This window comes from Shinella sp. WSJ-2, from assembly GCF_003432075.1.
Lineage (GTDB): Bacteria > Pseudomonadota > Alphaproteobacteria > Rhizobiales > Rhizobiaceae > Shinella.
Window position 1 is genome coordinate 259250 of sequence record NZ_QWBU01000006.1, and the last position, 11131, is coordinate 270380.

The following is an 11131-nucleotide window of genomic DNA, read 5'->3' on the forward strand; positions in this document are numbered from 1 at the left end:
CCAAGGTGGAAGTATCCACGCGGTCTAATCCCTATTTCTTGCTACGGGAAAACGTTTCAAAATCGTTCGATAATCGACAGCACACTTTGGAGCACGCGAGCTCCCAGCTGCCAGAGAGGCGGAAACTTTCTTCCGGATTGGCACTACGGGTGACAAGACCGTAACAAGAAGAACTTGTCTAAGCGCGCCAATTTCTTCGTTTAAGCTGATGGTTTCCGCAGGCATGTTTCAACGCGCCTCAAAGGGATCGTGTAATGACGAACGCACTTGTCACGGGGGCGACGCGGGCTCCCGGACGCGCGATCGCCACGATGCTTGCAAAAGAAGGTTGGGAGGTGCACGCGCCTGGTCGTGATCGCATGGAACTCGGCGAGATGCGCAGTGAATATGCAGCCGTGCCGCCGGCTGTGGACTTGAGGGATCACGAATATAAACCCGCCGTCGCGGAAGGGCTGGAACCCGATGTTTTCGTCCACGCAGCGCTCCGATGGTCGGAGGAGATCCACTTCCCGGGATTGGCGGAGGCCGACATCGATACGGCGCTCGAAGTGGACCTATCGGCTACGCTGCCTATCGCCAGAGCCATCCTGCCTTTGTTGATCGAACGGCGCCGCGGAGCCTTCGGGATGCTTTCCATGGCGATGCGGACGCGAAAAGCGCGATCGACGGCTTTGCACGCGCCCTTACCGACGAAGTCCGGGACAGCGGATTTTTTGTCCACCATCTCTCTTCGGGAAAGCCGCCTTTCCGGCATTTGGGTTTGCAGCTCTCTCGTTGCTATCGGGGCCAACTTCTCAATCTCATATCATTGAACGATAGGAACATGACTATGGAACGCAATGGAGGACAGCTGCTCGTCGAGTGCCTTTTGGCGCTGGGGGCGACGAAGAGCTTCGGTGTGCCGGGGGAAAGCTATCTCGCCGTCCTCGATGCGTTGCACGACACGGCAGGGCGTCTCGACTATGTTTTATGCCGCAACGAAGGCGGCGCCGCCTTCATGGCTGCCGCTTACGGCAAGCTGACCGGCCAGCCGGGCATCTGTTTCGTGACCCGCGGTCCGGGCGCCACCAACGCGTCGATCGGCGTTCACACGGCCATGCAGGATTCTGCGCCGATGATCCTCTTCGTCGGTCAGGTCGGAACCGACATGAAGGGGCGGGAAGCCTTTCAGGAAGTGGATTACAAGGCGGTTTTCGGCACCATGGCCAAATGGGCCGTCGAGATCGATCAAGTTGGACGGATCCCAGAAATCCTCTCGCGTGCTTGGGCACTCGCGGTTTCGGGACGTCCTGGCCCGATCGTAATCGCGCTGCCCGAGGATATGCTGACCTCGCTCACGAGCGCCGCACCGCTGTCCGGCCCTGTCGAGATCGCCGAGCCCGCGCCGTCGGCGTCCGCCATGCAGCGGCTGCGCCGGATGCTGGAAGGGGCAAAGCGTCCCGTCGTCCTCTATGGCGGCTGCAACTGGGCCGAAGGCTCGATGGCTGCCGTGCGCCGCTTTGCCGAGGCTTCCGACATACCGGTGGTTTCCGTCTTCCGCTATCAGGACCAGTACGACAACGCCTCGCCGACCTTCTGCGGCGAAGCCGGTGTTGGCATGGTTGCCTCGGTCAAGGAATTGTTGCGCGATGCTGATGTCATCCTCGCGATCAACAACCGCTTCGGGGAAAATTCGACGGACGGCTACACTCTGTTCGATGTGCCGCAGCCTCGCCAGCAGATTATCCATGTCCACGGTTCGGATCTGGAGATCGGCAAGGTCTATCGCCCGGCGCTTGGCATTCATGCCGGCCCTAACGCTTTCGCGGAGGCTCTGGGTGCCCTTGAGCCCGTCAAAGGGGGATGGGCAGAATGGCGGGCCAAAGGTCGGGCGGCTTACGAAAAGGGCTTTGAGCTTCCCGATATGCCTTCGCCGGTGGATATGGGCAAGGTGACGGCGTTTCTCAACGACATTCTGCCTGACGATGTCATCCTGACCAATGGCGCGGGCAATTTCACGGTCTGGCCCAACAAGTTCTTCAAATTCGGGCCGAAGGCCCGGCTTCTTGCCCCGCAATCCGGCGCGATGGGCTATGGGGTTCCGGCAGCCATCGCAGCCCGGATCGCCCATCCCGAGCGCACCGTTGTCTGCTTTGCCGGCGACGGAGATTTTCAGATGAATTGCCAGGAGCTGGCGACCGCCCTCCAGCATGGGGCACAGCCTATTATCCTGCTGCTCAACAACGGCATTTATGGCACGATCCGCGCCCATCAGGAGCGGCATTACCCGGAACGCGTTTCCGGCACCACTATGCTCAATCCGGATTTCGTGGCCCTGGCGAAGTCTTACGGCTTCCAGGCCGAGCGCGTGGAAACCACGGCTGACTTCGCCGCCGCCTTCGAACGGGCGCGCGCATCGAAAACCGGCGCTCTTCTCGATCTCGACATCTCACCCGAGGCGTTGACCCCGCGCCAGACGCTAAGCCAAATGCGCAAGGCTGCTCTTTCTGCAAAGGAAACCGCATGACACAACGTCACGACATCCGCCTCGGCGCCGATATCGGCGGCACCTTTACGGACATCGCGCTCGATGTGCGCGGCTTGCTCTTCTCGACGAAGGTGCTGACGAATTACTCGGCACCGGAACAGGCGATCCTCGACGGCATCGACATCGTCGTCCGGGATGCGGGCATCGCGCCAGAGGATATCGACATCGTTATCCACGGCACGACACTCGCCACCAACGCGCTCATCGAGCGCCGTGGTGCCCGCACCGCGCTTATCACCACCGAAGGTTTTCGCGATGTCATCGAGATGCGCACGGAAAACCGTTTCGAACAATACGATCTCAGCCTCGTGCTGCCGAAGCCGCTGATCCCGCGCGAGGATCGTTTTCCGGTCAAAGGCCGCATAGACGCGCAGGGCCGAGAACTTCAGGCGCTTGACGAGGCGGCGCTGGAAGCGCTGGCGGATATCATCGCGGAGCGCGGCTTTGGGGCCGTCGCCATCGGCTTCATCCATTCCTACATGAACCCGGCGCACGAGAAGCGTGCCCGCGAAATCCTGTCGAAAAAGCTCTCGATTCCGATCTCCATCTCGTCGGAAGTCTCGCCGCAGATGCGCGAGTTCGAGCGCTTCAACACGGTCTGCGCCAATGCCTATGTGCGCCCGCAGATGGCGGATTACCTGTCGCGCTTGCAGGTTCGACTGAAGGAGATGGGCGCACGGTGCCCGGTCTTCATGATCCATTCAGGCGGGGGCCTCATTTCGGTCGAGACGGCCTCAGAATTCCCGGTTCGCCTCGTCGAATCCGGCCCGGCGGGCGGAGCGATCTTCGCCGCAGACATCGCCCGTCGTTTCAGCCTCGACCGTGTCGTTTCCTATGACATGGGCGGCACGACGGCGAAGATCTGCCTGATCGAGGACTACCAGCCCCATACGGCGCGAACCTTCGAGGTCGCGCGCACCTATCGCTTCTGCAAGGGATCGGGCATGCCGATCTCTATTCCCGTCATCGAAATGATCGAGATCGGAGCAGGTGGCGGCTCCATCGCCTGGGTCGACGCCATGGGTCGCATCCAGGCCGGCCCGGAATCGGCCGCCTCCGAGCCGGGTCCAGCCTGCTATCAGCGGGGCGGTGAAAGGCCGGCGATCACCGATGCTGATCTCGTGCTCGGCAAGCTCGATCCCGACAATTTCGCCGGCGGCAAGATCAGGCTTTCGGTCGAGGGCGCCAGTGCAGCGATTGCGCGTGATGTCGGCGACCGGCTGAAGCTCGCCACCGAGGCCGCCGCCTTCGGCATCGTCGAGGTGGTGGACGAAAACATGGCCAATGCGGCGCGCGTCCATGCGGTTGAGAACGGCAAGAATATCTCCGAGAACATCATGATCGCCTTCGGCGGCGCCGCACCTCTGCATGCCGCCCGCCTTTGCGAAAAACTGGGCGTGGACCAATGCCTCATTCCGCAAGGGGCGGGTGTGGGTTCAGCCATCGGCTTCCTCAAGGCGCCGTTCGGTTATGAAGCGCTCGCCTCGATGGTCATGCGTCTGTCGAAGTTCGATGCCGTCGCAGTCAACGCCATGCTTGACGACCTCAAGGCAACGGCTGAAGGCTTCGTACGTGCCGGGACGGATGGCGAGATCATCCGCGAGATCACCGCCTTCATGCGCTATTCGGGGCAGGGCTGGGAAATCCCGGTGGCGCTGCCCGAACGCGCTTTCACGCAGGCGGATACGGTGATGATCGAGGCGGCCTTCAAGGAGCGCTACGCTCAATTCTTTGGCCGCGCCGTGGAAGGGCCGGAAATCGAGTTCGTCACCTGGTCGGTCAAGGCGCAGGATGTGCGACCCGAAGGCGAGCGGTTCGCTCTCGAAACGGATGGCGCCGTCGTATCCGCGCCCGTGCACCGGGCCGTTTTCGATCCTGCCTCCGGCAAGACGCTGGAAACGGCCATCGTGTCGCGCGATACCCTGTCGCCGGGTGCACGGGTGGCTGGCCCCGCCGTCATCGTCGAGCGGGAAACATCCACCATCGTCACGTCGCCGTTCGATGCCGTCATCCAGATCGACGGCACCATTCTCCTCGTGCGCAAGGGGCACTGATCATGAGCGATATCAATGAAATCCGCATGCAGGTTATGTGGAACCGCCTGATCTCGGTCGTTGAAGAACAGGCATTGACGCTGCTGCGCACGGCGTTTTCCACCTCCGTGCGCGAGGCGGGCGATCTCTCGGCGGGGGTCTACAACGCCAAGGGCGAGATGCTTGCCCAGGCCGTCACCGGCACGCCGGGCCACGTCAACACAATGGCGGAAGCCGTGCTGCACTTCATCGCCGAAATCCCGCGCGAAGACATGTATCCGGGCGACACCTATGTCACCAATGATCCGTGGAAGGGCACCGGCCACCTGCACGACATCACCATGGTCTCGCCCTCCTTCAAGGACGAGGAACTGATCGGCTTTTTCGCCTGCACGGCCCACGTGGTCGATGTCGGTGGACGCGGCTTCGGGGCAGACGGCAAGTCGGTCTATGAGGAAGGCATTCAGATCCCGATCATGAAATTTGCTGAGCGCGGCGTCGTGAACAAGGATCTGCTGAAGATCCTGCGCCTCAACGTGCGCGAGCCGAACCAGGTGATCGGCGACTTCTATTCGCTCGCCGCCTGCAACGACGTCGGCCACAAGCGGCTGATCGAGATGCTGGACGAGGTCGGCTACGACAATCTCGACACACTCGGCGACTTCATCCTGTCGCGCACACATGAAGCGACGATGGAGCGTATCGCCGGCCTGCCGAAGGGGGCCTGGACGAACGACATGCTGACGGACGGCTATGACGTGCCGATCAGGCTCGCGGCCGAGGTCGCGATCACCGACAGCGGCGTCAATGTCGATTTCTCCGGCACGGATGGCGTGAGCCGCTGGGGCATCAACGTGCCGCTGATCTATACTAAGGCCTATGCCTGCTACGCGCTGAAATGCGTGGTAGCGCCAGATATTCCGAACAACTCGGCCTCTCTGGCCGTCTTCAACGTTTCCTCGCCCACCAACATCCTCAATGCGCCGCGCCCGGCTCCGGTTTCCGTGCGCCACGTCATCGGCCATATGGTGCCGGATCTCGTGCTGGGTGCGCTTGCCAAGGCGCTTCCGGGGCAGATTCTCGCCGAGGGTGCTGCCGCCCTGTGGAACATCCACATTTCGGCCCGCCCGGTCGCCGGTGTATCCGGCCGGCGTGCGGAGGTGCTGATGTTCAACTCCGGCGGCATGGGCGCGCGTCCGGGCGTCGACGGCCTGTCTTCCACGGCCTTCCCTTCGGGCGTGCATACAATGCCGATCGAGGCGACTGAGCATACCGGCCCTATCGTTGTCTGGCGCAAGGAGTTGCGTCCTGACTCCGGTGGCGCCGGCAAATATCGCGGCGGTCTCGGCCAGATCATCGAGATCGCACCCGCCGAAGGGCATGAATTCGATTTTTCGGCAATGTTCGACCGCATCGCGACGCCGGCACGCGGGCGCGATGGTGGCGAAGATGGCGCACCCGGCTCGGCGAAGCTCGACGACGGCACGAAGCTCAGACCGAAGGGCTGGCAACACGTGCCGGCGGGCCGCCGGCTGGTGCTGGAGCTGCCTGGCGGGGGCGGTTTCGGCAACCCGGACGAGCGTTCGTCCGAAGCGAAGGCCGAAGACCTGTCCAAGGGTTATGTGACGGAGACGAAGTGATGAGCCATATCGCCAGCCGGCTTTCCGCCGTCAAACCCTCGGCTTCCATGGCCGTCTCGCAGGCCGCCAAGGATCTGGCGGCGACGGGCATCGACGTGATCGACCTCGGTCTTGGCGAGCCGGATTTCCCGGCCCCCGCCCATATCACCGAGGCCGCCTTCGCGACGGCGCGCAAGGAGCGCATGCTCTACACCGCCTCGCTCGGCACCACTGACCTGCGTAAGGCAATTGCCGCCAAGTTCAAACGAGAAAACGGCCTCGACTACGCCATCGACGAGATCGCGGTGGCCAATGGTGCCAAGCAGATTATCTTCAACGCGCTGATGGCGACGCTCGAGGTGGGCGACGAGGCGGTACTGCCCGCGCCGTACTTCGTCTCCTATCCGGAAATGGTGAAGCTTTTTGGCGGCGTGCCGGTCACCCCGGCTTGCTCGGCACAAAACGGCTTTCGTTTGACGCCGGAAGTGTTGGAAGCGGCGCTGACGGAAAAGACCCGCTGGCTGTTCCTCAACATGCCCGGCAATCCCTCGGGTGCGGTCTATACCGAGGCGCAGCTGAAGGCGCTCGGTGCGGTGCTTGCCCGCTATCCTGATGTCATGATCCTCTCGGACGAAATCTACGAGCATATCCTTTTCGACGGACGTAAATTCGTCTCCTTCGGCTTGGCCTGCCCGGAATTGCGCGACCGCTCGCTGATCGTCAACGGCATGTCCAAGGCCTACGCGATGACCGGCTGGCGCGTCGGTTATGCCGCTGGGCCGAAGAACCTGATCAAGGCAATGGCGACGATCCAGAGCCAGTCCTGCACGTCGGTTTCCGCCCCGGCGCAAATCGCGGCCAAGGCGGCACTTGAGGGACCGCAGGATTGCGTCACCGAATTCCGAGTGGAGTTCGAGCGCCGCCGCGATCTCGTGGTCGAAGGTATTGCGAAGATCAATGCACTGAGTCTTGATCCGCCGGAGGGCGCCTTCTACGCCTATATCGGCTGTGCTGCGCTGATAGGTGCGAAAACGCCCGCCGGCCAGACGCTGGAAGACGACGTGGCAGTCGCAAAATACCTTCTCGACGAGGGGCATGTGGCGGCGGTTCCGGGCACGGCCTATGGTCTTTCGCCCTTCTTTCGCATTTCAACGGCGACCTCCGAGGCGGTTCTGGCAGAAGCGGTGAAGCGTATCGCGGCCGCCGTCGCCAAACTCGAATTCTGATTGGAACGAAGAATGTCCAAGCTCTACAAAACCATTCTGATCACGGGAGCCGCCGGCCGGCTCGGCACGGAACTTCGCCGCGGTCTTGCGCCGCTCGCCGACAAACTGCGGCTGGCCGATATCGGCGAGATCAAGGACTTGCAGCCGAACGAGGAGGCGATGGTCTTCGATCTCGCGGACGAGGTCGCCGTGACGAAGGCAGTCGAGGGTGTCGATACCATCGTGCATTTCGGCGGCGTTCCCTTGGAACGCCCCTGGCAAGATATCCTAGATGCCAATATCCGCGGCAGCTACCACATCTACGAGGCCGCCCGGAAACACGGCGTCAAGCGCGTTGTCTACGCTTCCTCCGTGCATGCGATCGGTTATCATCCGCTGGAAGCGCATATCGATACGGACGCGCCGGTGCGTCCCGACAGCCTCTACGGCGTCTCCAAATGCTTCGTCGAGGCGCTGAGCCGCTTCTACTGGGATAAGTTCGGGCTGGAGAGCGTGTGCTTGCGCATCTTCTCCTCATTCCCGGAACCGGCGGATCGCCGCATGCTCTGGTCCTGGCTGTCCTTCGAGGATTGCATCCGCCTGGTGACGGCCAGCCTGACAGCGCCGCGCGTCGGCCACACGATCAGCTTCGGCCTCTCCGACAATGCCGTCAAACCGGTGGACAATGGCCGCGCCGGCCATCTCGGCTACGTGCCGCAGGACAATACCGAGCGCTTCCGCGCAAAGGTGGAGGCGGAAAAGCCGCCCGTCGATCCGAAGGCGCCGTCCACCCTCTATCTCGGCGGATGGTTTGTCGATATCGGCCATCCCGACGATGAGGTGTCCAAATGAAAGACCACTATGACGTCGTCATCGTCGGTGGCGCGGTGATCGGTTCCGCCGTTGCCTACTATCTCGCGGCTAATGCCGATTTCGATGGCTCCGTACTCGTCATCGAGCGCGATCCGACCTATCTCAAGGCGGCCACATCGCTATCGTCGTCCTCCATCCGCACGCAGTTCTCCAATCCGATCAACGTGAAAATCAGCCAATACGGCTCCGAGGTAATCCGCAATTTCGGCGAGATGATGCAGGTCGGCGACGACAGGCCCGATCTCGGTTTCCATTCCGGCGGCTACCTGTTCCTCGCGAACACGCCGGAGCAGGTGCAGGTTCTCAAGGAGAACCATGAAGCACAGGTTTCCTGCGGTGCCGATGTTGTGCTCTGGAATCGCGACGAACTGGCGAATGCCTTCCCCCATCTCAATGTCGCCGATATCGAGCTCGCTTCCTACGGTCGTTCGGGCGAAGGCTGGTTCAACAATACCGGCCTGATGTACGGCTTCAAGAACAAGGCCCGTTCGCTCGGAGTCGATTATGTCACGGATGAAGCAGTCGCCATCGGCCGTGACGGCGATGCCGTGACGTCGGTGACACTGAGGTCCGGCGCGGTGGTCAGGGCTGGCACGATCGTCAACGCTTCCGGCCCCCGCGCGGCGCTGACCGCCCGGATGGCTGGCCTCGATATTCCGGTCGAACCGCGCAAGCGCACTCTGTTCGTCTTCGATTGCGCTCATACGCCGGAGGGAACCGCCACCGTTAATCAGGGGCGGCTGCCCCTGATGATCGATCCGTCCGGCGTATTTTGCCGGCCCGAAGGCCGCTTCTTCCTGACGGGCTGCCCGCCGGTGGAAGACCCGGCCGCCGACTGGGACGATTTCGAACCGCGCTACGAGGAATTCGAGGAGATCATCTGGCCGGCGCTGGCCGAACGATCGCCCCGGTTCGAAGCGATCAAGGTGGTGAATCAGTGGGCCGGGCACTACGACTTCAACACGCTCGACCACAATCTGGTCGTCGGCCGCCACCCGGTGGTGCGCAACTTCGTTTTCGCCAATGGCTTTTCCGGCCATGGCCTGCAGCAGGGGCCGGCGACGGGACGCGGGGTGTCGGAGTTGATCACGTACGGCGAATATCGCACACTGGATCTGACGGAGGTCGGCTACGAGCGAATTTTGGAAAACCGGCCCTTCCTCGAAAAAGCCGTGATATAACCGCGACCGGCTGCGCCGGCGGGCGCAGCGGCTATATCTTGTGGTCCCTGAGGGAGGGGTAATTTGGCTGGACAACACACGCGGCTTCCCCCTCTCAATGCGTTGCGCGCTTTCTGGGCGGTTATGCGACAAGGCACGTTCCGCAGCGCGGCCGATGAACTGCTGGTCACGCCTCAGGCCATCAGCCAGCAGATCAAGCTGCTGGAAGATACCCTGCATGTGCAGCTATTCGAGCGCAAGGCACGGGTGATCGAGCCGACGGAGCATGCGATCATTCTGTCGCATTTTGTCCAAGCTGGTTTCGACGAATTCACCGAAGGCATCCGCCGCGTTACCAACTCGACCTATCGCAACCGCATCAACATCAATGTCAGCCCATATTTCGCCACGCGCTACCTGATGGAGCGGCTGGAGCGTTTTCGCCAGCGTATGCCCGGTGCCGATATTCGCCTGACGACGATGGTCAACGTCCGCGATTTCGCGGCCGACGAGGTGGACGTCTCCATTCAGTGGGGCTTCGGCAACTGGAAGGAATATGACGTCAAGCTGTTGATGCATGATCCGAAGATCATCTGTTGCTCGCCGGATTTGGCCAAACAGATCTCGTCGCCCGCCGATCTCGGCCGTATGACGCTTCTCCATCCCGTCATGGCGCGCGATCTCTGGCGCAAGGTGCTGGCGCATCTCGGTCTGCCCTCGCTGGACATGGCCGGCGAGATCGAATTCCAGGATGCGGCGACCATGCGAAGGGGGAGTATTTCCGGGATCGGCGTCGGGCTTGTCTCACGGCTCGATGCGCTGGCCGATATCGAGGCCGGCACGCTTGTCGCGCCGCTCGGCGTCGACCTCATGGACACGATGGACAAAAAGGATGTTCCTGGCTTCTATCTCGTCGTTCCCAGAGCCCATAAGCGCGTCAAGATCATTTCTGCTTTCTGTGAGTGGATCGCTGCCGAGCAATGGTGACGAGATGAACATAGGCGAAGATGATTTCGGGGGGACGCGGCGACTTTTTCCAGTGAAATCATCGTCGCAAAAGCCCTGACCTAAGGTCAGATTCAGAGCGCCTTCTGCAATTCCGGCAGGGCTTCGAAGAGGTCTGCGACGAGACCGTAGTCGGCGACCTGGAAGATCGGTGCTTCCTCGTCCTTGTTGATGGCGACGATGACCTTGGAGTCCTTCATGCCGGCGAGATGCTGGATCGCCCCCGAGATGCCGCAGGCGATGTAGAGCTGCGGTGCGACGACCTTGCCCGTCTGGCCCACCTGCCAGTCGTTCGGCGCATAGCCGGCATCGACGGCAGCGCGCGAGGCGCCGACGGCCGCACCCAGCTTGTCGGCGACCGGCAGGATCACTTCCTGGAACTTCTCCGACGAGCCGAGCGCACGACCGCCCGAGATGATGATCTTGGCAGACGTCAGTTCGGGACGGTCCGACGAGGACAGCGCATCCTTGACGTGGGTCGACAGGCCCGGATTCGCTGCGGCCGCGATCGTCTCGACCGGCGCACTGCCACCTTCGCCCGCTGCGGCAAAGGACGCCGTGCGCACGGTGATCACCTTCTTGGCATCGGTGGACTGGACCGTCTGGATGGCATTGCCCGCATAGATCGGACGCTTGAACGTGTCGGCACTGACGACCTCGACGATCTCGGAGACCTGCGCGACATCGAGCAGGGCGGCCACGCGCGGCA

At 62.1% G+C, this 11131-nt stretch carries 8 protein-coding genes; 7 read left to right on the top strand and 1 reads right to left on the bottom strand.

Annotation, left to right across the window (positions count from 1 at the left end; genetic code table 11):
• Positions 1-823: 823 nt before the first annotated feature.
• The 7 genes from D0Y60_RS16025 to D0Y60_RS16055 all read left to right on the top strand — a co-directional run bounded on the left by D0Y60_RS16025 (position 824) and on the right by D0Y60_RS16055 (position 10404).
• Positions 824-2506, top strand: coding sequence for a thiamine pyrophosphate-binding protein (locus tag D0Y60_RS16025; RefSeq protein ID WP_199564208.1), 1683 nt, complete (start codon positions 824-826; stop codon positions 2504-2506).
• A complete protein-coding gene (locus tag D0Y60_RS16030; RefSeq protein ID WP_117370963.1) occupies positions 2503-4581 on the top strand; it encodes a hydantoinase/oxoprolinase family protein in 2079 nt (692 codons plus the stop codon). Before D0Y60_RS16025 ends, D0Y60_RS16030 begins: the two co-directional genes overlap by 4 nt.
• 2 nt (positions 4582-4583) lie before the next feature.
• Positions 4584-6200: a hydantoinase B/oxoprolinase family protein gene (locus D0Y60_RS16035; protein WP_117370964.1), complete on the top strand. Its 1617-nt coding sequence runs from the start codon at positions 4584-4586 to the stop codon at positions 6198-6200.
• A complete protein-coding gene (locus D0Y60_RS16040; RefSeq protein WP_117370965.1) occupies positions 6200-7405 on the top strand; it encodes a pyridoxal phosphate-dependent aminotransferase in 1206 nt (401 codons plus the stop codon). The genes D0Y60_RS16035 and D0Y60_RS16040 overlap by 1 nt, the downstream gene beginning before the upstream one ends.
• A 12-nt stretch (positions 7406-7417) precedes the next feature.
• The gene (locus D0Y60_RS16045) at positions 7418-8236 is read left to right on the top strand and encodes an NAD(P)-dependent oxidoreductase (RefSeq protein ID WP_117370966.1); all 819 of its coding nucleotides are present in this window, start codon (positions 7418-7420) and stop codon (positions 8234-8236) included.
• On the top strand, positions 8233-9438 hold the full coding sequence (locus D0Y60_RS16050; RefSeq protein ID WP_117370967.1) for an FAD-binding oxidoreductase: 1206 nt from the start codon (positions 8233-8235) through the stop codon (positions 9436-9438). Before D0Y60_RS16045 ends, D0Y60_RS16050 begins: the two co-directional genes overlap by 4 nt.
• 102 nt (positions 9439-9540) lie before the next feature.
• A complete protein-coding gene (locus D0Y60_RS16055; RefSeq protein WP_281048154.1) occupies positions 9541-10404 on the top strand; it encodes a LysR substrate-binding domain-containing protein in 864 nt (287 codons plus the stop codon).
• Positions 10405-10496: 92 nt separating this feature from the next.
• On the opposite strand, the gene D0Y60_RS16060 is transcribed toward D0Y60_RS16055, so the two are convergent.
• The coding region (locus D0Y60_RS16060) for an electron transfer flavoprotein subunit alpha/FixB family protein (protein ID WP_147324531.1) at positions 10497-11131 on the bottom strand (635 nt) is incomplete at its 5' end.